24 protein-coding genes are annotated in these 26,487 nt (G+C 68.5%); 12 read left to right on the top strand and 12 right to left on the bottom strand.

Going from position 1 to position 26,487, the window contains the following annotated elements:
* Positions 1–6: 6 nt before the first annotated feature.
* Positions 7–1,671, bottom strand: coding sequence for a DUF6923 family protein (locus A3G1_RS0124460; protein ID WP_157641371.1), 1,665 nt, complete (start codon positions 1,669–1,671; stop codon positions 7–9).
* 60 nt (positions 1,672–1,731) lie between these two features.
* Complete coding sequence (locus A3G1_RS0124455) at positions 1,732–2,772, bottom strand: TRM11 family SAM-dependent methyltransferase (protein ID WP_018352131.1); 1,041 nt, start codon at positions 2,770–2,772, stop codon at positions 1,732–1,734.
* Between the two features lie 43 nt (positions 2,773–2,815).
* Between A3G1_RS0124455 and A3G1_RS0124450 the strand changes: the two genes are divergently transcribed.
* Positions 2,816–3,736, top strand: coding sequence for an N-acetylmuramoyl-L-alanine amidase (locus A3G1_RS0124450; RefSeq protein ID WP_026212470.1), 921 nt, complete (start codon positions 2,816–2,818; stop codon positions 3,734–3,736).
* A 21-nt stretch (positions 3,737–3,757) separates the two neighbouring features.
* A complete protein-coding gene (locus A3G1_RS0124445; protein WP_018352129.1) occupies positions 3,758–4,198 on the top strand; it encodes a GNAT family N-acetyltransferase in 441 nt (146 codons plus the stop codon).
* Positions 4,199–4,204: 6 nt separating this feature from the next.
* Here the strand turns inward: A3G1_RS0124445 and A3G1_RS0124440 are convergent, their stop codons facing one another.
* Positions 4,205–4,801 (bottom strand): hypothetical protein, encoded by a 597-nt coding sequence (locus tag A3G1_RS0124440; RefSeq protein ID WP_018352128.1) that lies wholly within the window; start codon positions 4,799–4,801, stop codon positions 4,205–4,207.
* A gap of 28 nt (positions 4,802–4,829) precedes the next feature.
* Positions 4,830–6,527 (bottom strand): AfsR/SARP family transcriptional regulator, encoded by a 1,698-nt coding sequence (locus A3G1_RS36670; protein ID WP_018352127.1) that lies wholly within the window; start codon positions 6,525–6,527, stop codon positions 4,830–4,832.
* A 104-nt stretch (positions 6,528–6,631) separates the two neighbouring features.
* Here A3G1_RS36670 and A3G1_RS0124430 point away from each other — a divergent pair, with 104 nt between their 5' ends.
* A complete protein-coding gene (locus A3G1_RS0124430) occupies positions 6,632–7,228 on the top strand; it encodes a DUF5701 family protein (RefSeq protein ID WP_018352126.1) in 597 nt (198 codons plus the stop codon).
* Positions 7,229–7,317: 89 nt separating this feature from the next.
* On the top strand, positions 7,318–7,788 hold the full coding sequence (locus tag A3G1_RS0124425; RefSeq protein WP_018352125.1) for a GNAT family N-acetyltransferase: 471 nt from the start codon (positions 7,318–7,320) through the stop codon (positions 7,786–7,788).
* Positions 7,789–7,803: 15 nt separating this feature from the next.
* On the opposite strand, the gene A3G1_RS0124420 is transcribed toward A3G1_RS0124425, so the two are convergent.
* Complete coding sequence (locus A3G1_RS0124420; RefSeq protein WP_018352124.1) at positions 7,804–8,004, bottom strand: hypothetical protein; 201 nt, start codon at positions 8,002–8,004, stop codon at positions 7,804–7,806.
* 86 nt (positions 8,005–8,090) lie between these two features.
* Between A3G1_RS0124420 and A3G1_RS0124415 the strand changes: the two genes are divergently transcribed.
* The gene (locus tag A3G1_RS0124415) at positions 8,091–9,038 is read left to right on the top strand and encodes a GlxA family transcriptional regulator (RefSeq protein ID WP_018352123.1); all 948 of its coding nucleotides are present in this window, start codon (positions 8,091–8,093) and stop codon (positions 9,036–9,038) included.
* Positions 9,039–9,050: 12 nt separating this feature from the next.
* Here A3G1_RS0124415 and A3G1_RS36665 read toward each other — a convergent pair whose 3' ends face one another.
* The gene (locus tag A3G1_RS36665; protein ID WP_018352122.1) at positions 9,051–9,461 is read right to left on the bottom strand and encodes a hypothetical protein; all 411 of its coding nucleotides are present in this window, start codon (positions 9,459–9,461) and stop codon (positions 9,051–9,053) included.
* Between the two features lie 64 nt (positions 9,462–9,525).
* On the opposite strand from A3G1_RS36665, the gene A3G1_RS0124405 reads away from it, so the two are divergent.
* A complete protein-coding gene (locus A3G1_RS0124405) occupies positions 9,526–10,152 on the top strand; it encodes a hypothetical protein (protein ID WP_040479673.1) in 627 nt (208 codons plus the stop codon).
* On the opposite strand, the gene A3G1_RS0124400 is transcribed toward A3G1_RS0124405, so the two are convergent.
* On the bottom strand, positions 10,149–10,337 hold the full coding sequence (locus A3G1_RS0124400; protein WP_018352120.1) for a hypothetical protein: 189 nt from the start codon (positions 10,335–10,337) through the stop codon (positions 10,149–10,151). The two genes, A3G1_RS0124405 and A3G1_RS0124400, sit on opposite strands and share 4 nt — an antisense overlap.
* A 148-nt stretch (positions 10,338–10,485) precedes the next feature.
* Between A3G1_RS0124400 and A3G1_RS0124395 the strand changes: the two genes are divergently transcribed.
* Positions 10,486–12,939, top strand: coding sequence for an FG-GAP repeat domain-containing protein (locus tag A3G1_RS0124395; protein WP_018352119.1), 2,454 nt, complete (start codon positions 10,486–10,488; stop codon positions 12,937–12,939).
* Here A3G1_RS0124395 and A3G1_RS0124390 read toward each other — a convergent pair.
* Positions 12,936–14,759: a hypothetical protein gene (locus tag A3G1_RS0124390; protein ID WP_018352118.1), complete on the bottom strand. Its 1,824-nt coding sequence runs from the start codon at positions 14,757–14,759 to the stop codon at positions 12,936–12,938. The genes A3G1_RS0124395 and A3G1_RS0124390 overlap by 4 nt on opposite strands.
* Positions 14,760–14,918: 159 nt before the next feature.
* Between A3G1_RS0124390 and A3G1_RS40815 the strand changes: the two genes are divergently transcribed.
* From A3G1_RS40815 to A3G1_RS0124375, 3 genes are all read left to right on the top strand, one after another.
* Complete coding sequence (locus A3G1_RS40815) at positions 14,919–15,077, top strand: hypothetical protein (protein ID WP_018352117.1); 159 nt, start codon at positions 14,919–14,921, stop codon at positions 15,075–15,077.
* A gap of 101 nt (positions 15,078–15,178) precedes the next feature.
* Entirely contained in the window at positions 15,179–16,246 is a 1,068-nt protein-coding gene (locus A3G1_RS0124380) for a hypothetical protein (RefSeq protein ID WP_018352116.1), read from the top strand.
* A gap of 71 nt (positions 16,247–16,317) precedes the next feature.
* Complete coding sequence (locus tag A3G1_RS0124375) at positions 16,318–16,722, top strand: VOC family protein (RefSeq protein WP_026212469.1); 405 nt, start codon at positions 16,318–16,320, stop codon at positions 16,720–16,722.
* Here the strand turns inward: A3G1_RS0124375 and A3G1_RS0124370 are convergent.
* Complete coding sequence (locus A3G1_RS0124370; protein WP_018352114.1) at positions 16,719–17,450, bottom strand: dienelactone hydrolase family protein; 732 nt, start codon at positions 17,448–17,450, stop codon at positions 16,719–16,721. The genes A3G1_RS0124375 and A3G1_RS0124370 overlap by 4 nt on opposite strands.
* Before the next feature lie 85 nt (positions 17,451–17,535).
* On the opposite strand from A3G1_RS0124370, the gene A3G1_RS39030 reads away from it, so the two are divergent.
* Positions 17,536–21,150: a S8 family serine peptidase gene (locus tag A3G1_RS39030; RefSeq protein ID WP_157641370.1), complete on the top strand. Its 3,615-nt coding sequence runs from the start codon at positions 17,536–17,538 to the stop codon at positions 21,148–21,150.
* 158 nt (positions 21,151–21,308) lie between these two features.
* Entirely contained in the window at positions 21,309–21,527 is a 219-nt protein-coding gene (locus A3G1_RS0124360; protein WP_018352112.1) for a hypothetical protein, read from the top strand.
* Positions 21,528–21,620: 93 nt separating this feature from the next.
* Here the strand turns inward: A3G1_RS0124360 and A3G1_RS39025 are convergent, their stop codons facing one another.
* The 3 genes from A3G1_RS39025 to A3G1_RS40810 all read right to left on the bottom strand — a co-directional run bounded on the left by A3G1_RS39025 (position 21,621) and on the right by A3G1_RS40810 (position 26,485).
* A complete protein-coding gene (locus A3G1_RS39025) occupies positions 21,621–24,857 on the bottom strand; it encodes a type I restriction-modification system subunit M (protein ID WP_018352111.1) in 3,237 nt (1,078 codons plus the stop codon).
* 577 nt (positions 24,858–25,434) lie between these two features.
* The gene (locus tag A3G1_RS0124350) at positions 25,435–25,908 is read right to left on the bottom strand and encodes an SMI1/KNR4 family protein (protein ID WP_018352110.1); all 474 of its coding nucleotides are present in this window, start codon (positions 25,906–25,908) and stop codon (positions 25,435–25,437) included.
* Positions 25,909–26,266: 358 nt separating this feature from the next.
* Positions 26,267–26,485, bottom strand: a complete 219-nt coding sequence (locus A3G1_RS40810) for an e9imm peptide (protein ID WP_157641369.1) — start codon at positions 26,483–26,485, stop codon at positions 26,267–26,269.
* Between the last annotated feature and the right edge of the window lie 2 nt (positions 26,486–26,487).

Here is a 26,487-nt window from a genome sequence, read left to right as displayed (position 1 = left end):
TATCCCTCAAGCAAGCATCTTCCGCAAGGGGCTGCGCGACCTGCGCACCGTCGAGCCGAGGAGAAGCGCTCCCACCAGTATGAATCCGGCGCCCATCGGAAGGAGAGGTGCCGAGCGGCGGCCGGTGACGGGGAGGCCGTCCGGCCCCATCGCGGCTGGTCCGCCGGACGACGGGTCCGGGTCGCCTGCCGGTGCGGGGCCACTGCCGACCGGGAGAGCCGGGGGCTCGTTACCGGGCGGGTCCGCCGGAGGATTGGCCGGCGGGTTACCGCCAGGCGGGTTACCGCCCGGCACGACCGGGGGCAGCAGCGTGATCGCGTAGTCCTCGACCTCGCCGCCGGAGGCCGGCCCGGTGGGCAGGGGGTCGGCGATCGTGCCCGGGTACAGCCGGAACCTGGCGTAGGAGGGCCCGTCGGCCTCCTTGGCCCCGGACCGCTTGGCTGGCGGCGGGGTGAAGGTCAGCTTCACGGTCTCCCGTTCGGCACCGGAGACCGGGCCCATCGCGCGCTCCCCCGCGTCGAAGGTGCCGTTGCGGTCGTAGTCGATCCAGCCGGCCACGGTGCCAGCGAGCTTCGCCGAGTTGTGGATCGGGACGTCCAGCGTGGCAGGCGCGTACGAGGGGATGTTGAGCGGCGCGGTGAACGCGTCCTCGTCGTCCGGCGGCTGGTTGTCGTCGCCGTCGGCACCGGTACCCGGCAGGCCGTCCCGCTCCGAGTCGATCTTGTCGCCGAGGGCGAGAACGATCTCCGGGCGGCTCGGCTCGGTGATCTGGTGCCGGGGACCGGCGTTCGCGTACATCGTGTGGTAGCTGTCGGGCGCGTCGCCGAAGTCCTCCGCCTGGAGGCAGTCCCCGCCGTCGTTGTGGTAGACGACCTGGCCGGTGGCCAGCGGCGTCGCGACGTACGGGACCACGGTCAGCTGGATGCGGAACATCCGGCTGCGCTCGGTACCGTCCTCGTCGTTGTTGATCGCGTACATCGTGCCGTCCGGGGTGATGAACACCGCCCCGTAGATCGAGCCGTGCTGGTCACCGGAGGTCAGCCCGGCCGGGTGGCCGAGGTCGGTGAGCACGCCGGTCGCCGGGTCGACGCTCACCAGGCGCGGGTCGTTCGGGTCCAGCGTCGACACGCCGTAGAGCTTGCTGTCGACAGGATTCCAGTCCCAGTCGCCGAAGTAGCCCTTGCCCTGGATGACCTTGCTGTCGAGCAGGTTCAGGTAGGTCGGGCTCTGCGGGTCGATGTCGACGACGTAGAGCGTCGTGTCGTCGCGCAGGTAGTACTTGTTCGAGTCGATCGCGCCGTTGTAGACGCCGTTGAGTGCGTAGTTCGGCAGGCCGAGAGCCTTGAGGTTGCGGACACCGCCCATGTCGGTGACCTGGCCGCCGGGCGTGATGGTGAGGATCCGGCCGAGCCTGTCCGAGTAGGGCTGGCCGTTGTTCAGCCGGGAAAAGCCGTAGAAGAGTTTCTGCGGCTCGGAATAGCCGATCCCGTTCACCGTCTGGGTGAACTTGGTGATCTCGTATGCGATGTTCTCCGAGATGTCGTACCGGTAGAAGGTCGACGGAGAGTTGTCCTCCTCGGCCCTGACCTGGTAGCCCTCGTCATCGCAGACACCGTCGGCCCGGCCGGGACCGCCGCTGGCCGGTGCGGCCAGCAACGTTCCGGCAATCATCAGGGCGAGGGCGATTATTGGTTTTCTGTGCACAGCGTCCCCCTTTTGCGCTGCGCAACTTTAGCCCATTTTGTACCTTGAACCGGCGCGCCGGGCCGATGCGCGTGCACTACCCCGTTTAGTAATGACATAAGCGGTTGGGTGGAGTCCGCCCCGTTCCAGCATGATTTCCTTAATCACGCGGAGCAGGGGCGTGCGCTGGACAGTCTCCTTGAACAGCCGCTTGTCGTCGGTGAAGAGCACGGCCCGGCCGTTGTGCCGGAGCAGCCTGGCCACCTCACGCAGCACGGCCGGGTAGAGGTCGAGGTTCGCGGTGTGCGAGCCGACCCTCTTCCCGAAGGGCATGTTCGCCACGATCCGGTCGACGCTGTCGCCGGCCAGCGGGACGGCCTGCGCGTCGGCGCGGAGCACGGTACCGGGCAGGTCGCGGCCCGCCAGGTTCGCCTCGGCCAGCTCGGCCCAGCGCTGGCGGAGCTCGGTACCGACCAGCAGGCCCGGCCTGGCCATCTCCGCCGCCGTGACGAGCAGCGTGCCCGCCCCGCAGAAGGGGTCGAGCACCGTCTGACCGTCCTCGATCTTGGCCAGCCGGACGAGTACCGCTGCGATCAGCGGATTCGTCGAGGCCGGCATCCGGTGCAGCTCGCCGAGCCGCTGGGTGAGGAACAGCGCGCCGATCTCGGCGACGGTGCCCTCCTCGTCCGGTTCGAGGTTGACGTCCCAGCTGCCGGGGTCGTTGGCCCAGCCCGGGGTCGCGGCCAGCCGCTCGGTCAGCTCCCAGCGGTCCTCGACCTCGCCGCTGCGGAACCGCAGATCACCCTGGGGCCGGAGCGCGGCAAGGGCACCGGAGGCCCGGGAGGCGGCGAGGGCCGGCTCCGGCTCGGTACCGAGGAAGACAGCACAGCTGGAGAAGTACCGGATACCGGCCAGGGCCCGCAACGGCCCGGTGTACTCGATGAGCAGGCTGTCCCGGCGCCGGCGCAGCACCGTGACGTCGAGATGCCTGATGTCCTCGAAGAGGTAGTCAACGGCTCCCGGCACGCTGCGGAGGAGCAGCCGGTCCCGGACTACCTGGTCGAGGTCGGCCTGCGGGCGGTAGGACATCGGTGAACCGTAACGCAGGGTGCCTCTCGGCTAGGCTGCCAGGATGCGTGTCCGTGATGTGCGGCTGCCAGCCGTGGCCCTGACTGTTGTCATGGCAGTGGCCGCGACCTCCGGATGCGGCGGCGCGGCACCTGTCGCGGCGCCTGTTCCCGCGAGCAGCGTGCCGGTGAGCGAGGCTGCGGTCAGCCCCAGCCCGACGCCGGAGCTGAGCCCGTCCCTGGTGCCCACGCCCACCCGGTCCCCGTCAGCGACGCCATCGAAGAAGGCCTCGGCGAGCCCGGCAGCGACGCGGGCCGGTGGCGCCGGGCCCCGGACCGCTGGGCTGGCCGGCAAGACGATCGTCATCGACCCCGGCCACAACCGGAACAACTTCCAGCACGCCGCGGAGATCGGCAAGCAGGTCCCGGACGGCAACGGCGGCCAGAAGACCTGCGACACGACCGGTACGTCGACGAACGACGGCTACACCGAGGCCGCGTACACCTGGGACGTCGCCCAGCGGCTCGCCGGGCTGCTGCGCGCGGCTGGGGCGAACGTCGTCATGACGCTGGGCGCCGACACGCCGTGGGGGCCGTGCATCACCGAGCGGGCCAGGATCGGCAACACCTCCAAGGCCGCTGTCGTGATCGGCATCCACGCTGACGGCGGTACGGCCGGCGGTACCGGGTTCCACGTCATGGAGCCTGGCCTGCCTGGCCCGATCCAGGCCGAGTCCCACCGGCTCGCCATCGCCGTGCGCGACGCGTACCGGGCGGCCGGGATGCGGCCAGCCAGCTACATCGGCACCGACGGGCTCAACCCGCGCGTCGACATGGCCGGGCTCAACCTCAGCACCGTGCCGAAGGTGATGCTGGAGGGCGGGAACATGCGCAACGCCTCCGACGCGGCGATGCTCAAGAGCCCCGAGTTCCGGCAGAAGACGGCGGAGGCCCTGGTCACCGCGCTCAGCACGTTTCTGTCGTAGGTGTGGTTCATGATGCGGGGCATGACTGACGTGCTGCTCCGCGAGGTGCGCGACGAGGACCTCGAAACCTTTTTCGAGTACGAGGCGGATCCCGAGGCCAGCCGCCGCGCCCGCTTCCCGTCACGTGAACGCGAGGTCTTCCTCCACCACTGGCGTACCCGGATCCTCGGCGATCCTGCGGTCGGCGCGCGTACGGTGCTGGCCGACGGCGAGGTCGCCGGGAACATCGTCGCGTGGGAGGACGATGGCCGGTGGTGGGTCGGCTACTGGTACGGCCGGAAGTTCTGGGGCCGGGGCATCGGCACGAAAGCTCTCCAGCAGTACCTCGCCGAGTTCAGCGTCCGCCCGCTGTACGCGGACCCGGTTGTCACCAACACCGGCTCGGTGAAGCTGCTGGAACGCTGCGGCTTCACCGAAACGGAAGGCGCCAACGATGGCCAGGCACTGTACGTGCTCAGCTAGCCCTCGTCAGCCGGTGACGATGGCGCGGGCCGTGTCAGCGTAGACGGCGAGGGCTTCCTTCTTGAAGTCACCGTCGGCCATCGGCTGCGGGCCGAAGAGCGTCACTCTCATCTGGATGGTGAGGTTCTCGATCTGGCCCTGGACGAGGTACTGGACACGTTGCGTGGCGGGGTCGCCAGTCGCGACCGTGTCGCCGGGCAGCGAGGTGATGAAGGCCGGGAAGTCGACGCCGGACACCGGCTCGGCCTTCTTTCCGTTACCCACGGTTTCTGTGTACCTGTCCCGGATGTGCGTGCGGGCCTGACGTCCGTTCTCGTTGACCACCGCTGCCGCAGTCACCCGGACGGACAGCGTCGCGGTGGCGGGCGAGACGGTGTGGCAGTCCTTGTCAGGGTTACGCATCGGGACGTCACGCCATTCGCCCGGGAAGGCCGCCTGAAGCGCGGTGAGCTTCAGGAAACGGCAGATCTTCCCGTCGAGCTGCCTGGTGCTGGCGTCCCTGGTCTCGTCAGAGGCGAAAGCGGCGGCTTTGCTGGGCGCTGCCGGGGTGGAGCACGCGGCCAGCAGGGCCAGTGTGCCGAGCAGGGTGCCCGCTTTTCTCATCAGTACACAGTAGAAGGCTGCTGCCGGGTCAGGCGACGAGGACCGGGCGGGGCATGGGGCAGCCGTCCGGTGTGGACTGTTCGGCGGCGTAGAGGCGGAGCAGGGGGTGCAGCCGGTACCGGTGGCCGTCGCGGTCGAGCAGGCCGGAGGCGATCAGGCCGCCCAGGAGCCGCGCCGCGGCCGGAGTACCGAGGGCTGCCTCGGCCTGGTCCACAGTGAAGTCGGCGGCTGGGATGCCGCCGAGCAGGGCGAGCGCAGCACGCTGGTCGGGCGGGAGCGCGCGGTAGGCCGGGGCGAAGGCGGCACGGACGGAGATCTCGGGTTCCCCGGGGGTACTGAGCTGGTCGAGGCGGCCGGGCCGGGCCAGTTCGGCTGCTGTCACGCCCCGGGCAGCCGCGATCCGGAGCGCGAGGGGCAGGTAGCCGCAGAGCCGGGCGACGTCGGGCGGGACGATTCTGGCGGCGTCGCGCGGGGCGAGCGGGCCGAGCCGGTGCGGCTGCGCCCCGGCCAGGACGGTCAGGCCGGTCAGCGGTGCCCGGCTGGTGACGATGACGGCGCAGCCCGGCGTACCGGGCAGCAGCGGCATGACCTGCCCGGCCGAGGTCGCGTCGTCGAGCACGAGCAGGATCCGGCGGTCGGCGAGCCGGGCGCGGAGCAGGCCCTCGCGCTCGTGCGCGCTGTCGGGGAGGGCTGCCACTCCGAAGGCGCTGGTACCGGCGGTGCGGAGCAGCTCGGCGAGCAGGTCGGCGGGGGCGCGGTCGCCGAGGCGGACGTACCACTGGCCGTCCGGGTACTCCGGGCGCAGCCGGTGCGCGAGGTGCAGGGCGAGGGCGGTCTTGCCCACGCCGGGCAGGCCCGAGATCACGCTCAGCCGGGCCGGGAGCAGGGCCGCGACGTCGGCCTCGCGGCCGACGAGGTCCACATCGGAGGGCAGGCGGCACTGGGGATGCCAGCCGGGGGGTTGGACCGTCTCGGTGGGCTCACCAGTGAGGACGTGCTCGCCGTTGAGGATGGCGAGGTGCAGCTCCGCGAGCTCGGCGGCTGGCTCGATGCCGAGTTCCGTGGTGAGCCTGCGGTGCAGGGTGCGGAAGGCTTCGAGGGCCTCTGCGCGCCTGCCGCTGCGGTGGAGGGCGCTCATCAGGTACAACCAGAGCTTTTCGCGGAGCGGGAAACGGTCTGTGAGCTCGCGGAGTTCGGTGACCAGATCCGCGTGCCTGCCGAGCCGCAGGTCTGCCTCGATCCGGCGCTGGAGCACCTCCAGCTGCCACTCGCGGAGCCTGGGCACGACCTCGCGGTGCAGGACGGGTGAGGGCACGTCGGCGAAGGGCTCGCCCCGCCAGAGCGCCAGGGCGCGGCGGAGCGCGTCGGCCTCTGCCGCCGGGTCGGTCGCGGTGTCAGCGGCCTCGACGAGCGCGGCGAACTGGCCCAGGTCGGTCTTGCCCTCGGCGATGGCCAGCAGGTATCCGCTGCCCTGGCTGAGCACCTGCGCGGAACTGCCAGCCTCGCGCAGCGCCTGCCGGAGCCGGGCGGCGTAGGTCTGCACCGCCGCGCGCGGGTGCCCCGGCGGCTGGCCGTCCCACATCATCTCGACGAGGTCCGGCAGCGGCACGGGCTCGTTGGCCCTGGCGAGCAGCGCGGCCAGCAGGATCCGGTGCTTGGCCGCGTCGATCCGGACCCGCCGGTGGGGCGGGCCGATCTCCAGGGGGCCGAGCGCTCGGAATTCCACCGGGTCAAAGTAGCGGCGGGACGCAACCCGGATTATTGCGTACACTGTACGGAGATCGCGGTTCCTGATCCGGAGTTCGCGTTTCCTGACCCGAGGAGGAGCCCATGTTCGACGCCGGCGCAGAGTTCGACCGCCAGGCCCTCGCCTACCCGGCCCTCGACCAGGACGTGCTCGCCACGCTGCGGGCCTCCGTACTGGGCCACACCGAGCCACCCGCCGACGGCTGGGTGCCGTTCGTGCTGGTGGTGCCCGAGGACCCGTACGAGTCCGTGCCGACGCTGACCCTCGGCGGCCGGAAGACCAAGCCCGGGGTCGTCGACCGGAACTACAAGGAAGGCGAGGTCACGAACTTCGTGCCAATCAAGGAGGTGGAGGCGCTGATACCGGAGGGCCCGGCGTACGTGCTGTTCGACGTGCAGCGCGGCGAGGAGTTCTGCAACGTGCCGCCGCAGGACGCGATGGAGACGATCGCGGGCCGGGGCCGCACGCCGATCACCATCCAGGAAGGCGTCGCGCTCGTGCGGGCCTTCCCCGAGATCCTGGTCAAGAACAAGTGCTTCATGCTCGGCGGCTCGCGGTGCGGCGACCGGCGCGTGCCAGCGATCTGGATCAGCGAGAACGCACCGAAGCTCGGCTGGTGCTGGGCCGGCAACCCGCACACCTGGCTCGGCACCGCCTCGGCCGGGTCACGGGGCGCGTAGATCCTCGTCTGCCTGCACGGGGCTGGCCGGCGGGATTCACTGGCGTAAACCCGGGCGGCCCTGCGGGGGTCCTCATAGGATGCGCGGGCATGGGAGTGATGACGATCGAGATGCTCGCCGACCGGCCGGAGCTGATCGAGGCGGTCGGCGAGCTGCGGTGGCGGGAATGGGGCCGTCCCCCCGAACCTGCGGACGTGGGCTTCTGGGTGGAGGCGACCCGGAGGGAAGCCGGGCGGGACGCGCTGCCGGTCACCTTCGCCGCCACTGTGGACGGCGTGGTGGCCGGGGCCGTCGGGCTCGGTGAGTACGACCCTGAGGAGCTACGGGACCGGTCACCGTGGGTACTCGGCACGGTCGTCGACCCCAGCCTGCGCGGCACCGGCATCGGACAGGCCCTGATGTCGGAACTGGAGGGATGGGCGGCTAGGCACGGGTACGAGCGGCTGTGGGTCGCGACCGAGCGGGCCGGCCGGTTCTACGAGCGGTGCGGCTGGCGAGCCGAGGAACGGCTGGGCCCTGCCGTCATCCTCAGCAAACGGCTTACCGGCAGCTCCCGCTGAACCACCGCGAGGCAGTCAGGACGGGCGGCGGTGGCCGGTGAGGACCAGCTGCTGCCGGCTGGCCGGCCTGGGAGCACGGGCCTCGGCGGGCAGCCAGCGCAGGTCCTCGGCGATGCGGGTGTCCTCGGACTCCAGCCGGGGACGGCGGTGGTGGTGGCGCTCCAGGCCGTACACCGTGAGGGCGGCGAGCAGGATCGCGGTCAGAAGTTCGATCATGGCGCTAATTTTTCGCTGAACCAATTGGCGCCAACAGTGGCAGCTTTGCCATTGTCCCGCAAAAAGCTGCCAGTTAGGCTGGGGGCATGCTGCGGACGATCGCTGTGATCCTGCTCGACGGGCTGGCCCCGTTCGAGTTCGGCGTGGTGTGCGAGGTGTTCGGCATCGACCGCACCGACGACGGCGTGCCGCGCTTCGAGTTCCGGGTGTGCGGGGAGGTGGCCGGGCAGCCGATCCAGTCACCGGTCGGCATGCAGGTCATCACGCAGTACGGACTGGAGGGCCTGGCCGGGGCCGACCTGGTCGCGGTCCCCGCCCACACCATCCGCGAGGGGTACCCGCCGGCGGTGCTGGAAGCGCTCCGCGAGGCCGCTGCGAACGGGGCGACGCTGATGTCGGTGTGCAACGGCGCGTACATCCTCGGCGCGGCCGGGCTGCTCGACGGGCGGCCCTGCACGACACACTGGCGGTACGCGGAGGACTTCGCGCGCCGGTTCCCGCTGGCGATCGTCGACCCGGACGTGCTGTTCGTCGACGACGGCTCGATCGTCACGAGCGCCGGTACCGCCGCCGGGATCGACGCCTGCCTGTACCTCGTGCGGCGCGAGCTGGGCGCGGCCACGGCCAACGCCATCGCCCGCCGCATGGTCACCGCTCCGCAGCGCGAGGGCGGGCAGCGGCAGTTCATCGCCCAGCCGGTACCGGAGGTGAGCGGCGGCGGCAGACTCCAGCCGGTGCTGACCTGGATGCTCGACCGGCTCGGCGAGGAGCATTCCGTGGCCAGCCTGGCCCGGCAGGCGCGGATGTCGGAGCGGACCTTCGCCCGCCGGTTCGCAGCGGAGACCGGGACGACGCCGCACCGCTGGCTCAACCAGCAGCGGGTGCTCCACGCGCGGCAGCTGCTGGAGGACACCCAGCTCAGCGTCGAGGAGGTCGCGCAGAGCTGCGGTTTCGGCAGCTCGGCCCTGCTGAGGCACCATTTCCACCGGGTGACGGGCGTGGCGCCGCAGGACTACCGCCGGTCGTTCGCGTGATCCAGGGGACTGCTATCTGACGCTCGCCTGCCACTGGGCGTAGAAGGCTTCCTGGTCGCTGGTCGACGCGGCCTGGGCGGGCTCCGCCGGGTCGAGCACGCCGACGACCTCGGTGCCGTCGGCCGGCTCGCCAGGGTGCAGGACGCAGACATGCTCCAGGTCGCAGCCCTGGCTGCGGTAGGTGTCGAGCCTGCTGCCCTGCACGGCGATCAGCCAGCCGTTCAGGGCGATCCGGTGCCTGGCCTCGGACAGCGCCGCGAACAGGTCGGGTCCTGCCCCGGCGCACCGGCCCTCCGGGGTCACAATCTCCATTGTGTACCGGTGAGCGGCGTGCTCCCATGACAGCGCGCACCGCCGCCGCTCGTTCCCGCGAACGAGAAGTACCTCGCACGAACCGTGCTCGCCGGCCGCCTCAGTGCCCATGCCTAGAGTTTAAGGACAAATGTGGCGAGCCGTTCCCTGGTCGGCAGGCGTTAACATGACCCGCATGTCCCGCCCCAGCCCCTTGCAGAACCGGGTGTGGCCGACCGGCGAGATCCTCGCCCACCCGGCGCGCGGCACGATGATGGGCAACCGTGGCTGCCTGCACGGCTCGGGTAGCGAGCTGGGCGTCACCCGCTGGCGTTCCAAGTTGTGGATCTGCTGCGTCCTCGACTGGAAGGGCTGGCAGCGCGACGTGATGCCGCCCGGCCGGTGGACTGCGCTGTTCTTCCTCGACGAGGTGACCGCCCTGGCCGCCGGGCACCGGCCCTGCGCGTACTGCCGGCGCGCTGACTACGTGGCCTTCACCGAGGCGTGGCAGGCGGCGGCTGGCCTGCCGGAACGGCCACGCGCCGCGCACATGGACACGATCCTGCACGCCGAGCGGGTCGAATCCCGGACGCGCAGGCAGATCACCCGGCCCGTCGACGCGAGCACGCTGCCCGACGGCGCGATGATCCGGTCAGGGACGGACGGTGTGGTTGGGCTGGTCTGGAGTGGACAGTTGCTGCCGTGGTCGCCGGAAGGGTACGGGGACGCGGTCGCCCTGCCGGCTGGCGTCGCCGAGTTGCTGACGCCACCGTCCATTGTGGCTGCCCTGCGCGCTGGGTACCGCCCCCAGCGAGCCGCCTAGAGGCCGGTGTCCTCGAGTTCGAGTGAGTGCTTGTCGAAGTGGTTGTCGAAGCCGCACTCGGGACAGGTGAACCGGCGTTCCTCCGGGTCAACGCTGAACCACTCCGTCAGGCCGGTGTGACCGCACTGCGTGCAGGTCAGCTCTTCCTGCTCCAGGAACAGGTGCTTGTGATCCGTCTTGCTCATGCCTCCAGGGTGATCCTCTCCGGGGACGCCGGGGAGCGAACGGCGACATGGGCCGGATGTCCGGTTCGCGGGCGGCGGGGCAGCGGCCCGGCCCCCGCAACGGCGATACTCATCGGACTCTATGTCATTCACGGGGGATTGATGCCGGATGAGGTTACTGAGGTTCGCGCTGGTCACAGCGGTCGCCGTCGCGGGTTTGCCTGCCGGGGTCGCACACGCCGGACCAGCCGGTGGCAATGAACTGTTCGTCACACCCAGCAACACCGCCTGCTCCGACGCGGGACCGGGTACGAGCCGCGAGCAGCCCTTCTGCACCGTCCAGGCCGCCGCGAACGTGGCGAGTCCGGGCCAGACGGTCAAGCTCAGCGCGTCGGCGCACACCATCGCCAGCCCTGGGCTGACGATCACCCGGTCGGGCACGGCTGAGGCACCGATCGTCTTCGAGGCGGACAGCACGACGCCGACCGCCCGCGCGACCCTCTTCCTGCCGGACGGGCAGAGGTTCAGGATCGTGGAGGGCGTGCACCACGTTCAGTTCCGGCAGCTCGCCTTCAGGCAGCAGGCATGGAACTACGCTGCGGTCAGGGTCGACGACGCGCAGGACATCACGTTCGAATCGGTGACCTTCCTGGTCCATATCGGACTCGCCAACACGCAGCGGGTCCGCATCCTGCGGTCGACCACGTCGCGAGGGCTCGTCATCGACGGCAGGTCCACCGGGGCTGTGGTTTCGGCCAGCCGGTTGAGCAGCGAATCAGGTCCAGCGGTCACTATCGTCGGCGGCTCGGGTATCGCGATTACCGGCAACACGATCCTTTCGTCCTCCGGGGCGGTTGCGGTGAATGGCCCAGTCACCGAAACCTTCATCGAGAACAACCACTTCCGCCACTCCACGCCGGACCATCTCACCGCGCCCTTCCTGACCGTCGACATCCAAAGCGTTCCCGGCACGACCGCCAAGTACAACGCGCCGACCCAGGATCCCTGGGCAGAGCCGCTGTACCGATGGGGCGACAGGAGCTACACCACGATCGCGGCGTTCCAGACAGGCACCGGCCAGGGTCAGGCCGACGTCCTGGCCAGTAACACTGGCATCTCGGTGATCCCGAAGGAGCTGATCGACTCGGCCGACGCGCTGGCTCCCGGCCAGCTCCCCACCGACATCAACGGCAACACCCGCGTCCGCAACCCCAACGTCGCCGCGACGGGGACCGGGGTCGGCTACCACGACCGGGGCGCGTACGAGGCCGTACAGACACCGTTCGAGCTCGGCGACTGGGGCGGCGCCAGCGCGTGGCCACCAGGGCCGGCGGTGGAGGCGGTCTGGAGCCAGGAGTTCCGGACGAAGTGGGGCGCGCACTCGATCACGGCCACGGTCGACTGGGGCGACGGGACCAAGTCGGACACGGGGTACCCGGTAGCTCCCCTGGTCGATGGCGCGGAGGCTACCGGCTTGCTCACCACGCGGCATCTGTACGCCGCGCCCGGCACCTACACCGTCTCGGCCGTCATCTCCGATGGCATGGTGGAGAAGAGGACCACGCGCCAGCTGGTGACTGGCCCCCGCACGGGTCCCGTCGTCGCGACAGAGCCCAACACGACGCAGCTCAAGGCCGACTTTAACGGTGATGGGCTTGGCGATACCGCGATGCTGTACGACTACGGCAACGGCGATATCGCACTGTGGACGATGACCGGGCAGTACGACACCGGCCCGGCCGCGCCGCGCCTGGCCTGGCAGGGCAATGGCTTCGGCCGGGGTACCCAGTTCGTGACGGCCGCCGACTTCGATGGCGACGGCAGGTCTGATGTCGGGCTGTACTACTCCGATCCGAGGTACAGCCAGGAGGCGTCCTTCGTCACCCTGCCCGGTACGGCCAGCGGTGACTTCGGGCAGGCCAGGCTCCGGTGGTCGTCGAAGCAGGCCGACACCGGTGTCCGGCAGGTCGTGCCCGGGGACTTCAACGGGGACGGCCGGGTCGACCTGGCCATCTTCCGGCAGTTCAACGACGCTGGTGCCCAGGTGCGCGTGCTGCTGGCCACCGATCGGGCCACGCTCCGCGACCCGGTGACCTGGTGGTCCGCGTACTCCTGGGGTGCGGGGACCAGAGCCGTGAGCGGCGGCGACCTCAACGGGGACAAGAAGACTGATCTGACGTTGTTCTACGACTACGGCGACGGGCACGTCTCGCAGTTCACGATGACGGCGACCGGGGATGGCGGGTTCGCGGGGCCTGCTCTGAGCTGGGACGCGCCGAGGTGGGGGCGCGGGACGAAGCTGGTCCAGGCCGGGAACTTCGCCGGGGACGGCCGGGCCGACACCGCCCTGCTGTACGACTACGGCAACGGGCACGTGAGCATCTGGGTACTGTCCGCCGAGGGCACCCTGACCCGGTGGTGGGACGGGCCGGTGTGGGGCGGCGGGACAAAGTTCCTGGCGGCCGGCGGGTACTCCGCCAAGGGCGGCCGGGACGACCTCGCGCTGTTCTACGACTACGGCGGTGCGCACCAGGCGCTGTTCACCGTCACGCCGGGTAAGGACGTGCCGGTGCTGCGCTGGGACGGGCCGGTGTGGGGCGGCGGGACGCGAGCGCTGAGCTAGCCGCCGTCGGTTGAGTGATGGCTGTTGAGGGTCTCCTGGGTGCGCCCGGGAGACCCTTCGCGCTGTGGCTCCAGCGTCAGGAAGCGGGTGGCGATGGCGGTGAGGCCGCGTTGGATGCGGCGGAAGTGGGTTGCCCGGCTGTGGTGCAGTGCCTCCGCGATGCGTTCCCGGCGGCGGTTGTCCCCCTCGACGTAACAGATCATGAGGGTCTGGCCTGCTTCGGCGTCGATCCGGTCCGGGGAGAGCGCGAGTGTGGTCACGGCGTCGACCAGCATCGCGTGGAGGGCTGCCACGCCGCCGGTCCCGGCCAGTGCGAGGAGCGGGCTGCTGGCCAGGGCCGGCGGGTCGTGCAGGCGTTCGAGGGCCTGGCGGACGCTGGCCGCCGTCCGGCTGACCGAGTCGGTGACCGGGAGCCGGATACCCCGGCTGGACAGGTCCTCCAGCCAGGTGGTCAGGCCGGCCGGCGCGAAGCTGTGGCTGTAGACCTCCGGTGGCCTGCCGCACCGGTACACGTCGTCGGCCGTGCCGCCGTGGCGGGTGAAGCCGAGGTGCTCGACGAGCTGCTGGTAGCCGGGCCAGGGCGTCGACACGACCACCGCCTCGGCACCCTGGATCGCCGACCGGAGGATGCCGCGCAGGAGAGCCGAGTGCAGAGCCGGGTAGCGCTCTTCGCAGTACCCGAGGCCGACGAAGACGCCGCTTTCCGCTCCGGCTCCCAGCTGGGTGGTGTACTGCTGGAGCACCGGTTCGAGGCTGCCGATCGTCCGGCCGGTGATCGGGATGGCGCTGGCGACGCCGACCGGGCGGCCCTCCGGATCGCAGGCCAGGCGGAAGGAACCGGGCGGCGCGGTACGCAACCAGGTGTCCAGGAGCCGCTCGGCTGTCCGCGGGTCGAGCCCGCCCCGCTCGGCCCACCGCCGGACCAGCCTTCCGATCGCGTCGAAGTCGGCCGGGCCGGCCGGGCGGATCAGCGGCTCAGCCCCGTCCCGGGTGAACAGGCTGTCGCGGATGACCCGGTCGCCGGTCAGGTACACGGCGTTGCTGACCAGGATCGCGCGCTGGCCCAGGTCCGGTGTCACGTCGATCAGGGTGCGCCGGTACGCGGCGGCCCTGGTCAGCGCCGTCCGGTACGCGAGAGGCTCCCGCCAGCGGAACGACTCGTCGAACACGGCGCGGAACGGCTCGGCGAGCGTGACGCCCAGCTCGGTCGCGGTGGTGACGCTGAGGTCGCGTACGGCGGAGAAGAGTTCCGGCTCACTGGTCAGGCTGGCCAGTAGCTCGGCGTCGCACTCTCCGACGGCGGCGAGCAGGCGGAGGGTGCGGGGCAGGCTGGCCGGATCGCCGGGCCATTCGGTTCCGAGGCGGGCGCTGAGCACGGTGGCTGCCCGGTCGGCCATGGCGCCCAGGATTCCGCTGTTTTCTCCACAGAGGACGGAGGTGAGCAGCGGGTTCCCTTGCGCCAGGCGCGCTACCGGTTCCAGGAGAGGCTGGTGGGCACCGGGTTCCGGCCGCATCGCGATCACTGAGGCTGGCGTGGCGGGGAACCGGCCTGCTGCCAGTACCAGGCGATCTGGGGTTAGCTGCTCGCTGAGGGCCTGGGCCAGCGCAGGCGTGTCGACCCCATCGATGATCAGGAGTTGCCCACCGGCTGGCGGCAGCGGCAGGCTGGCCGGGAGGCGCGGCAGGTCAGGGAAGAGCCCGGCGAGCAGCGTGGTCTTCCCTGAGCCAACCGGCCCGACCAGGCTGACGGAACAGCGGCCCGGATCGGCCAGCCATGCCCGCAGCGCATCGATCGTGGCGTGCATCGCCTCGTCTGGCACGAGTCCATTGTGGTCAACATGGGTGCGGGGAGGGATGGGCCGCACGGGCCGAGTCTCACTCGGGTCGCACTTTCGCGGGCAGCCATTGCCCAGGAATTCATCGACCGATTTAGCTGTCTTCGGCGGCCGGCGAAGGCCGGCCAGAGAAGGGAGCCATCGATGATGAAGAGACTGATCGCCGTTACCGTGCTGACGGGCGTCGCCTTGCTCGCCGCGCAGGCGCAGACCGTCGCGGCGCAGGCCAGCGACCGGGTGGTCATCCAGCTCAAGTGCGAGTTCGACGAGTGGCCGTGCTCGCCGGACTGGCCGGGCAAGTAGCAGCACCCCGTGCCGGCGGCCTGGGATCGTGTGCGGCACGGTCCCAGGCCGTTTACGGCTTTCGTGAACTTTGAGGGGGCTGGTCGGGTTACGTTGTCGGGGTGCGCATCCTGAGCACCCTGATGGCCGCGACCGTGCTGGCCTGCCAGCTCGCCGCGTGCGTCCCGGCCGCCGACGCCGAGACGCTGCGCGACCGGCAGGACCTGATCTACGGCAGCGAGATCGGCGCGTGGGACACCAATGGCGGCACGGCCATCCACAACCAGGTCGCGCGGGACAACGTCAGGGCGGCACGGATCAAGGTTGTCCGGTGGGGTGTGCTCGACCGGGAGGCGGTACTCAAGCCGGAGTTCGGGGCGACGCTCGACGGAATCGCGAACCTCGGAGCCGTACCGATGATCAAGCTTCCGCCGATGACGGAGGGCCAGTGCCTCGGCGACGAGCGGCAGTGGAGCATCAGCTGGCTGAAGGACATCGTCCGGGCCGCCGGGCCGCGCGTGCTGATCTACGAGTTCGGCAACGAGCCCGACCACTACTGCGGGTGGAAGGCTGCCGAGTACACGGCGCACTGGCTGCGCGTCGCGCCCCAGCTCAAGCGGTTCGCCAGGTCACAGGGCTTCGAGATCCTGCTCGGCGGGCCGGGGCTCGCCGACAGCCACACCGCTGACCTCGCGTACATGGCGACGTTCCTGAAGACCACCCGGTCCCTGTACCAGGCGACGGGCGACCGCGACTACGTCCCGGACTTCGTGTCCAGCCACACGTACCTGACGGACACCGAGAACGCGAGCATCGAGGCGACGCGGGCGCGGATCGACGCGTGGGGCGGGTACTTCGACTCGCTGCGGGCGCTGATCGACACCACGTACCGTGGCGTGACCGACCGCTCCGGACGGCCGCTCGGCCCCCAGATCAAGATGGCCAGTACCGAGTGGAACTTCACCGTCGACAACCAGAGCACCCGCGGCGAGGACGTGGCCTTCACCAGCTTCTACGTGCCGGCGATGTTCCAGATGATGCGGGAGCACGGGGTGTGGCTGTCGTGCCAGTTCACGATCGCCTCGCACCACGGCGGCGCGCTGGACCTGCTCCGCGAGGACGGTACTGGCAAGCCGCTGTACGAGGCGTACAAGGCTGCGAGCACCGTCGATCCGCAGAACCCGGCTTAGCCAGGTGCTCCCGGAACGTTGTTACTGTCCAGAGAACTGCGACACGTAACGGCAATACGGGGAGACGAACGATGGCAGGACCTGAGAACCATGTGCGGATCGCCCGGCCCAGCCGGGACCTCGCGGCAGCCAGACGGTTCTATGTGGACGGACTCGGGCTGAGTGTCCTGTACAGCGCGGCGGCCGGCGGGCCCGGCGAGCACGACGTCCTCATGGTCGGCTGGCCGGGCGGCACCTGGCACTTCGAGCTGACGCGCGACCCGGCCGGGCACGGCGGCCCGGCCCCGACCGCCGACGACCTGTTCGTGCTGTACCTGGGCGGGCCGGTCCCCGAAGACCTGGTCGAGGCGCTGCTGGCTGCCGGGGGCGAGCGCGTGCCGTCCTCGTACTGGGACAAGTGTGGCGTGACGGTGATGGACCCCGACGGGTACCGGCTGGTGCTCTGCCAGCGCACCTGGGACCGGTCGAAGAGCTAGTTCGCGAGGAACCGGGTGATGCGCTGCCAGGCGTCGCCTGCGGCTTCCTCGTGGCCGGCCTGGCCCCGGAAGTCCTTCTCGATGAAGCCGTGCGGCTGCCCCGGGTAGACCACGATGTCGTGCGGCTGGCCGGTGGCCTTGAGACTCCGCTCGATGGCCTCCGGTACGTCGAGGGGTACGGCGTGGTCGTCGCCGCCGAAGAGGCCCAGGACGGGGCTGGTGATGGCTGTGGCGAAGTCGTCCGGCAGGGCGGCGTCACGCCCGGCGTTGCCGACGTACGGGCAGACGCCGATCACGCCGGCCAGGCCGAGGCCCAGGGTGCCTGCCCAGAGCGCGTTCGCCCCGCCGACGCAGAAGCCGGCGACGTACACCGGTCCGGTGCTGCGGGCGCGGGTGTACGCGACGGCCGCCTGGAGGTCGGCGAGCACGTTGACCCGGCTGAACTCCGCCCAGTCCTGCACAGGGTTGTAGTCGTCGGGGCGGCCAGCGGTGCCCGCCGTCCGGCTGTAGTAGTCGATAACCAGGGTGTCTGCCCCGGTTTCCGTGAAGCGGCGGGCCAGCTGCTGGTAGAACGGCCGGAGCCCGCCGTTGTCTGGCAGCACGATGAGCTGCGCGCCGGTGGGGTCGGCGGCCTCGGCGAGGTACGCGGAGAAGGCGGTGCCGTCCGTCGCGGTCAGCTCGATGAGGTCCCTGGCCGGGCCCGGTTCCGTCGTTTCGGTTACGCACATGCTGTCACTGTGCCTCCGATGTCAACCGCATTGGTGCTCCAGGCCGTCTTCTCCCTGACGACACCGTTCGATCATGGGAGGAATCGTGCGTCGTACCCTCACGGCAGCGATCCTGATATCCAGTGTGGTGATACCCGCCCCGGTCGCGGCGCAGGCGGGAGCGCCACCGCCGGCCGTCGGGCAGCCAGCGAAACTGACGTTCACGTTGCTGACCGGTGACCGGGTCACGGCGACGAAGGAAGGCCGGGTACTCGGCGTCGAGGCTGGCCCCGGGCGGGACGGGATGACGTTCCGCCAGTTCACGGCTGGCGGGCACCACTATGTCGTACCGGCCGACGCGCTCGCCCAGCTCGACACCAGACTCGACCGCGACCTGTTCGACGTGACGGCGCTCGCCGAATACGGCTACGACGACGCGCGACGCGCCGACCTGCCGCTGTTCGTGTCCGGCGGGGCCGGTGGCGGGCTGGCCGTGACCCGCGAGCTGCCAGCGGCCGGGCTGCGTGCCGTGAAGGCGCCGAAGAAGGACGCCACGCGAACGTGGGCCGGCCTGCGCGCGAGCGGGGCGCAGGGACTCAGGGCCGGCACGGCCGGGCGGATCTCGCTCGTCGGCCGGTCCCGGCTCAACCTCGACCGCAGCGCCGGCCAGATCAACGCCCCCGCCGCGTGGCAGGCCGGCCTCACGGGCAAGGGCATCAGGATCGCGGTACTGGACTCCGGCTACGACGCCACACACCCGGATCTCGCGGGCGCGGTCGTGGGCAGCAAGGACTTCAGCGGTACCGGCATCAACGACACCGTCGGCCACGGCACGCACGTTGCGTCCACAGTGGCCGGTCGCGGTGCGGCGTACCGTGGCGTGGCCCGCGACGCCGACCTGCTGATCGGCAAGGTGTGCGACGACTACTCCTGCCCCGACGACGCGGTCCTCGCCGGAATGGAGTGGGCGGCCGAGTCCGGAGCCAAGGTGGTGAACCTGAGCCTGGGCAAGCCCGACGGTACCGTCAGCGACCCGTTGTCGCGAGCCGTCGACGAGCTGACGGCCAGGTACGGGACGCTGTTCGTCGTCTCGGCCGGCAACTCCGGTACCCGCGCGCGGGTCGGCAGCCCCGCCGTCGCCGACGCGGCGCTCGCCGTGGCCAGCGTCGGGCGGACCGACCAGCCGAGCGAGTTCTCGTCGCGCGGGCCGGGGTACGGGGACGAGGGGCTCAAGCCCGACATCGCCGCGCCTGGTGAGGACATCGTGGCCGCCCGGGCGAAGGACGGGTGGATGGGGGAGCCGGTTGCTTCCGGGTACACGAAAATGTCTGGCACTTCGATGGCTGCACCGCATGTGGCCGGGGCAGCGGCGCTGCTCAGGCAGCAGCATCCAGAGTGGAGCCCTGCGCGGGTCAAGGCGGCGCTGATGGGCACCTCCGCGCAGGCCGGCAGCCCGATCGCCTCGGGCGCCGGACGGGTCGACCTGGCGCGGGCCACGACCCAGCCGGTCATGGCCGAGCAGGGCAGCGTCAGCTTCGGCCTGGTCACGTGGCCGCATCCGTCGCCGGTCACGCGCACGCTGACCTACCGCAACGACTCCCCGGCTTCCGTGACCGTGGCCCTGGCTGGTCCGAGCGGGCTTGTGTGGCGGCTCTCGGCCACCGACCTGGTGATCCCGGCTGGCGGATCGGCCACTGTGGACATCACGTTCGACCCGGCCAAGGGCACGGGCTGGTTCGAGGGTGTGCTGACCGCGACCGGGCCGGGCGTGAGTGTGCGCACCTCCGTCGGCGGCTACAGCGAGGAGGAGAAGTACGCGCTGACCGTGACGCTGCTCGATCGGGCCGGGCAGCCGGACGGCAACGGCATCGCGCTCGCCACGAACCTGGCCGACGAGAAGACCGCCTTCGCGCGGGCCGACGGGGCCGGGCAGGTCACGTTCCGGCTGCCGGCCGGTGACTACGCCGTCTACACCAGCGCCGTCGAGAACCCAGCCAGGGACGACTACAACCGGCCGGTGTCGATCACCGAGCTGATCCGGCCGAAGGTCGGGCTGCGCGCGGACACAGCTGTCACGCTGGACGCCCGGGCAGGCAAGCCGGTCACGGTCAGCGCGCCGGACGACCCGGGGCTGCGGCCATCCAGCCGGGCCAGCAACCTCCAGGTCCGGCCGCTGGGCGGGGATTCTGGCCCTGGCAAGGGCCGGGGAGCTGGGCTGAGCAGCTACACGACCGCGCCGACCACGAAGTGGTACTCCTGGTCGGCTGGCGGCGAGGACACCAAGTTCGGCTACACGATGGCCACGACCCTGAGCAGCCCGCGCATCCGGATCCTCGATGCCGACATCCCGATCGGATACCACGCACTGACCGGTGGCGAGCTCCCCGGAGACCAAACCCTTTCCCTGGTACCCGCTGACGCCGCCGACGTCCGCGGCAAGCTCGTCGTGGTCACCGGCCTCGGCGCCAGCGACTCGGGCCTGGAAGCCGCGAACCGGGCAGCAGCGGGCGGCGCCGTAGCCATCCTGTTCGCCGGCAACGCCGGGTACTGGGAATCCGACCGCTATCCCCTGCCCACCCTGTCCGTCAGCACCACCGACGGCGCGCCGCTGGTCGCCGGCGCGCAGACCGGCCAGACGATCAGGACCCGGGGCGTGGGGTACAGCCCGGTCTCGTACAACCTGGTCAGGAGCATCCCGGGGCGGATCCCGACCGGCGACACGCACGCACCCCGGCGGCACGAACTGGGCACAGTCGAGGCGCACTACCGCTCACAGGGGACCGACGAACTGGGCAGGCTCGACCTGACAGCCCTCGACGTACCCAGCATCTTCACGCCGCAGCCGATCCGCACGCCGGCCGTCCGCACCGAGTACTACACGCCCGGCGTGCGGTGGATCCGCGGCTACCTGGTCGGCAGGTTCCTCGGAGCCGGCGACGTCGAACCGGTCGCTGGCATATGGGACACCCAGCCGACGGTATACCCGGCGGGCAGCCGCCAGACAGCAGTGTTCGGCGACTCCATCCTCGGCCCCGTACTCGCACCGGGCATCTACATCGGACAGCCGCCGTACGCGGTGACCCGGACGGGCAACACACTCGACGCGAACATCTCGCTCTTCGGCTCACTCCGGACGGGGACGGGACCCGGAATGCCCATTACTGGCAGGGTGTCCGGCAACAGCACCCTGACGCTGTCCAGGAACGGCCAGCCGCTCCAGGGAACCACCGCACGGAACTCCGCTGCCTCGCCTGGCAGCAGCCCGTCCGGGCCTCCCGGTACCGGCAGCTGGGAACTTCCCGCCGACGTCGCCGACTACCGGCTCGACCTGACCGCCGACCGGGACAGCCCGCAGATCACCCTCGGTACCCGGCTCCGGGCAAGCTGGACCTTCCGTTCCGGTCACACCGCCGAACCCGCCCCCGCCGGGTTGCTCATGATCGGATACACGGCGCTCACCCTCGACGACCGCAACTCGGCCCCGGCCGGCCTGCCAGTACCCATCGAGATCCGCGCCAGCGGGGCACGCCGCGTCACAGCCAGCTTCTCCACCGACGACGGGGCGACCTGGCACCGCGTCCCCGTACTCCACACCGGCGGCTCCTGGCTCGCCATCGCCCCCGCCACGCGCGCCGGCCACACCTCACTCCGCATCGAGGCGACCGGCGACAACGGCACCTCAGCCACCCACGAACTCACCCGCGCCTACCGCACCCGCTGACCCAGCCCCAACACGCGACCAGCGCGTATAGCCACTCGGCTATACGCGCTGGTTGTCTCGGTGGGCCGGACGGACCGCCGCACGAACCGGGCGGTGACGGTGGCGGGCGACCCGCTGCCGGTACGTTTCACCACCTCACGGGCGCAGGGAGGTGCGTGATGGACCGCCTGACATCCGATGAAGAACGCCGGCAGACGCGCGGGGCATTGGTCGACCCTCCCGCGTTGGCGGTTCGCAGCCGCCACGTCATCAACTTGCTGGAGTCACTGCTCGATGTCCTGTATGACACCAGGCTGAGTTCCGATACCCGACAGCAAGCATTCAGCCGGGCTATCCGGATGCTGAACGCCTTCGTGACCGAGAAACCTCGCCGCTAACCGCCCTGCCTATCGGGCCGCTCCGGCCAAGGCTCCACCTTGGCCGGAGCGGCCCTTTTGCAATCAGTACCTCCAAAACCCGATCAAGTCGGTTCAGGCCAGCGACGCATCCTCGAAGTCGAGGCGGAGGGTGTGGGCGGCCAGGCTGCACAGGAGCCTGGCATTCTTCTTGATCTTGTCGAGGAGGAACAACTCCCTAGTCCCGCATTCCTCGCAGACGGCCACCCTGACGAAGGTCGATAGATCCAGAGGATCTGCACGCTCCATGCCCATGAGATAGACCCGATGGGGGCTGAGGGGTTGCGTGCTGAACCGCTCGAATGGTTCCCAGCCTGGGTGGCTGCCACGCAGGCGCAGCCCGACCAGCCTGTATGAACCGGGATCAAGGTACTCGCACCTCTCCAGGAATTCCCACTGAACACGGATCATCCAGTGGGTAGCCTCAAGCACTGCGGCAACGCGTGGCTCCAGTTCGTCGACCTCTGCATCAATCTCATGACTTGGGGTGCTGGCGTGTCCGTGGGCGAATCCGTTCCGGAAATCAACCAGCTCCTTCAGGATCGGCAGCAGTCCGTCAGGATCACCAGCTAGAGCGAGCTCTGCGAGCCCTGAGTCGCCGACCTTCTCTCCGGCCTCTTCGATCAGCCCGAGCCAGGTACCGAACGAAGCCCCCGCACTGAAGAGCTTGCGCATCCCGTTGCTGAAGCCCGAGGGGTTATGCTCGACCAGCAGCGCCAAGGCAGTGATACCCATCACTCTAGCAATGCCTTCTGCCAGCTTCAGGAGGCTGTCCTTGCGTTCGGCCGGGTGCACCGCGATCCGATACTGGCGGGACAGCGCCGCGATGTGGAATGGATAGCTCCATTCCGCTCGGAGGAACGGGTCCTCAAGCGGGCGAACGACTTCTCCGATGAGCTGGGCCTCCGCCGACACTCTGCGGGCTTGACGACGGAGGCTGCTTGGATCAGTGGGCCCGTCGAAGACGTTCGGCAGCATCCCAGACGTCGCTTCATCCAGGCGTCTACGGCCTAGATGTACGTCGGCGAGCATGAGGTCCAAACCACTGTCCTGCATGATCTCCGCAGGAACGGGCTGCCCTAGCAGGTCAACGATGGACCAGTTGGACTTTCCTGCTTTGTTCGAGTTGAGCCACTCACACAGCACTCTCCCGCTACCCGGATTAACCCGCAGCACAGTCAGTGGGGTAAGCGCTGCCCCGAAATTCGGAGGAAGCAGTCGCCAGCTACCCGGTCGCCCGACAAGATCGCCTCCGCCGCACTGTGCGAGAGGCACCGACACTGACACGGCATCGTCCAGCTCAGCAGCAGAATCCACGCCACGCAGATCCTGACCCCGCAAGATGGGAAGTGCGGACCTTTCCTTCCCCCCGAGCGCCCGGGCAGGCACGAGGCGTGCAAAATTCCGGAGCGGCTCACCGATTCCGTTCCAATCCGCGAAGAACAGATTGCGTGGCACGGCGCATCCAACAGCAATTCTGGCCTCGTCTACCCATGCGTCTGGATGAGCTGCGGTGATCTCGTCCCGGATGTATGCAGCAACGTCTTGCGTGATCGGCAGATCGACGGTCAAGCGGAGTTCAGGATCGGGGACAGGCTTTCCGTCTTGCGTCTGCCACTCGCCCTCCGGGTCTCGAACACCTATGGCACTGCGGAGGGCCTGGTCAAAGGAAGCAGTCGTCGGGAGCGACAAGCCAGCCTTCTTCACGGCGCTCTTCATCGCGTCCCACGCATCAGCCCTACTCGCCCAGCCCCGTCCAGCCAGGGTTTTGAGAGCCTCGACAATAGGTCCACCGTTTCCCTGCGAGGCCAGCATCCCAATAGAGGAAATCCGGCCCAGCGCCTCTTCCGTCATCTCGAAGCGCAGCCTCAATGGGCGTTCGACGGTAATCCGCCTGTACTGGAGCTGCTGGTTATCGACTACTTCCACCTTCTTGCTCAGCGGGTGGTCGTCGTTGCCGACAATAGTCAAGGCATTCTTGTAGAGATGGACGATCTCAGCGATCTCTCCCGAAGTAAGATAGGTATGTTTCGCCGTGTGGGACCTGAGTTCCCTCTGCCCATAGCCGCGAGCATCCAGGAAGGTCACCTTGCCCTGTCGTTCCGGAGGCTTCCTGTTCGACATGATCACGAGATAGGTTGGGATGCTCGTCCGGTAGAGAAGCCCTCCAGGCAACGCGATAATCGTCTCTAGCCAGTCATTGCTAACGATCCACTGGCGGATGGCGGATTCGCCAGAACCTGCGCCCCCGAAAAACAACGGCGAGCCATTGACCAGAGCCCCGACCCTGCCGCCCCCTTCCTCCGGTGGCTTCATCTTCGAGAGCATGTGCTGAAAGAACAGCAGCGAACTATCGCTTTTCCTTGGCAGCCCGGCATGGAACCTGCCGGAGCTACCGCGTTCGTACTCCTCAATGACGGCGTGTGCAGCCTTTTGCCAGCTGTTACTAAAGGGCGGGCAGCTCAGGATATAGTCGAACTTCATCCCCGCAAAGGCGTCTTCAGTCAAGGTGTTGCAAAGCCGAACATTCTCAGAGGCCCGGCCTCTGATCAGCAGATCTGCCCGGCTGATCGCACAAGACTCCAGATTGATGTCCTGGCCGTACAACCGCGGAATTGCCGACGGGTCGACGTCCGCAAAATACGCGTCGGCTACGCTCAGCATCCCGCCCGTGCCACATGCAGGATCGAGGATGTCGACCACCGCGCCCGGCGGGGCTGTGGCGTCAGGGTCGCCCGCAACCGCCACGTCCACTACGAGTCTGACCACCTCGCGGGGTGTGAAATATTCAGCCGCGGACTCATTCGACTGAACAACGAAATCAAGGAGTTCCTCGAAGGCGGCTCCCATGTCGTGCCGGGAGACCGCCTCCGGCCGTAGGTCAAGGTACGCGAACTTCGCCACCACTGGATGAAGCAGGTTCGCCCGGTCAAGGCGCTCGATCTCACGGCGCAGGTCAAACTGCTCAAGAATCTCCTGGGCATTGGCAGAGAACGCATCCAGGTAAGCGAGCGTGGAACGAGCTGCACCCTGCGGATCAGCTGCGATGGCTTGCAGGCTGAGTGTGCTGGTGTTGTAGAAGGCCTGACCAGCAGCCTGGCGAAGGATCGAATCTTTGCCCGATTGCTCCTCATGGAGCTGGGCCAACCTCTCAAGGACCGCATGCCTCGTCGGCTCGAGGAGACATTCCATACGGCGCAATGTCGTAAATGACAAGATCACTTGCCCGTACTCGGACCTCTTGTAGTCGCCGCGCAGCAGGTCGCCGACCGACCACAGAAGACCTGCAAGCTGATCAGGTCGACCCTCCACGCCATCCCCCTGTCGACCAGAAGTCAAGAAGCACTATTTTCTCACGCACTTCAAATTTCGACAAGACGCACAAGCCACACTTTCCTCAGTAAGGCATTCATTGCATCGAAATAATACTAAAACATCCTTAGCCACCAAGCTGCCAGATAAGCCTGCTCAAGGTTCTTATCGTCAAATCTTCGCAATCTTTCCGGTAAGCCACTGTCCTTAAAATCGCATTGACCAGGCAGCTTGGGAGTCCGGACAATAGTCACCTGACATCCAAAGCTGATCACAAACCAGAGATCTCCAAGCGTGCTGAGGCGGCGCCCCATATCGCGAAAGGAGACTGGAGATGATCAGCGAATTGGCTTTCGGAGGCGCAGCAATTGGCGCCGGAATAGCACTGAAGTGCGTCCTTCAATTCGTGGTGACGATATGGTCCCTACGATCGGACGAACGTGACCGGCAATATGCACTCAAGGTCCTCCGGAGCCTGCAGCCCCGGGGACAGAGCGACCGTTAAGCGACGGGCACTCATGCAACTAACGGGCCGTGCGCCTCACAATGAGGTACACGGCCCGCTTAGCTATCGGCTTCAGTAAAGGCTGCCTGTCGCCAGGCCTAGAGCGCAGGCCCCGAAGTCGGCTGAGATCATTTCTAGGTCATCGCCGGGCTGCGATGCTCCGCCGATCCAAAGGTAGACGGGCGCTTCGCCTTCCGAGTCCGCCTTGGCTGTGTCGAGGACGAAGGAACCACCCATGCCGTCGTAGTAGAAAACTATGCACGAATCTGGCAGGGCAGTATCACCGCGCGCGTCGAGAGTTTCCTTGAGTGCGCCCCAGATGGTGCCGGGGGTGCTTGGTTGCTCGAAGAGTCCAAGGATCTCTTCTCCGTTGATATCGCAGGTTCCCAGCTCTTCCAGGGAGAGCCTGTATGAAGGCGGGAACCGGAGGCCAAGGCGAGCCTCAGCCTCGCTGATAACTTCGACAGCACACGGACCCGCAAATTTGGCGCCTTCGTCTGCCCGGACTGTGTCAATGAATCGCTGCGCGTTTTCCAGAGCGGTCATCAGAGATCACGGCCCCCGCAAGAAGCCAGCGGCGCGATCTTTCCAGTAGTGTTTCTTCCATTCATTAAACAACGGCCTGTCGATTCCGCTCGGGGACTGGGACTGCCCGGGGCTCCCAGTGAAGGACTCGATAGTGATCTTGGCGCACTGATTGAATGATCTCAGCGGTCAGCCCGGTGATGCAAGTTCACCGGCCTTTCTTCCACTGCTGGCCGGAGTTGGCACGCCGACGGAAGCAGGAACTCTGCCGTCAGCATCGATACCATCGTGACTACCTAAGTGAGGTCAGGTGCTTGCCGCAGCCGATGTGCCGAATGTGGCTGCGGCTGCGGCTGCGGCTGCGGCAAGCACCGATTACCTACAGGGCAATGGGCCGGTACGCGAGAGCCTTATCGATTACTTCTTCAACGGAGAGTTCGGGGTTTTCGTGGAACAAGTAATCCGAAACATGCGGGCAGGAAAGTATCCGCGCAAGTTCTGTCATCGGCTCGTCGATCAATTCCTCGGGTAGCGTGGGATCGCGAATGATTCCGATAAGCACGCGAGCTCGCTCGCGAGTCGTTTCGTCGATCTGCATCG

This window comes from Longispora albida DSM 44784 (genome assembly GCF_000379825.1).
In the GTDB taxonomy this organism is placed as follows: domain Bacteria; phylum Actinomycetota; class Actinomycetes; order Mycobacteriales; family Micromonosporaceae; genus Longispora; species Longispora albida.
The sequence above is the reverse complement of the archived record's forward strand: the minus strand, read 5'-3'. Positions and strand labels throughout refer to the sequence as shown.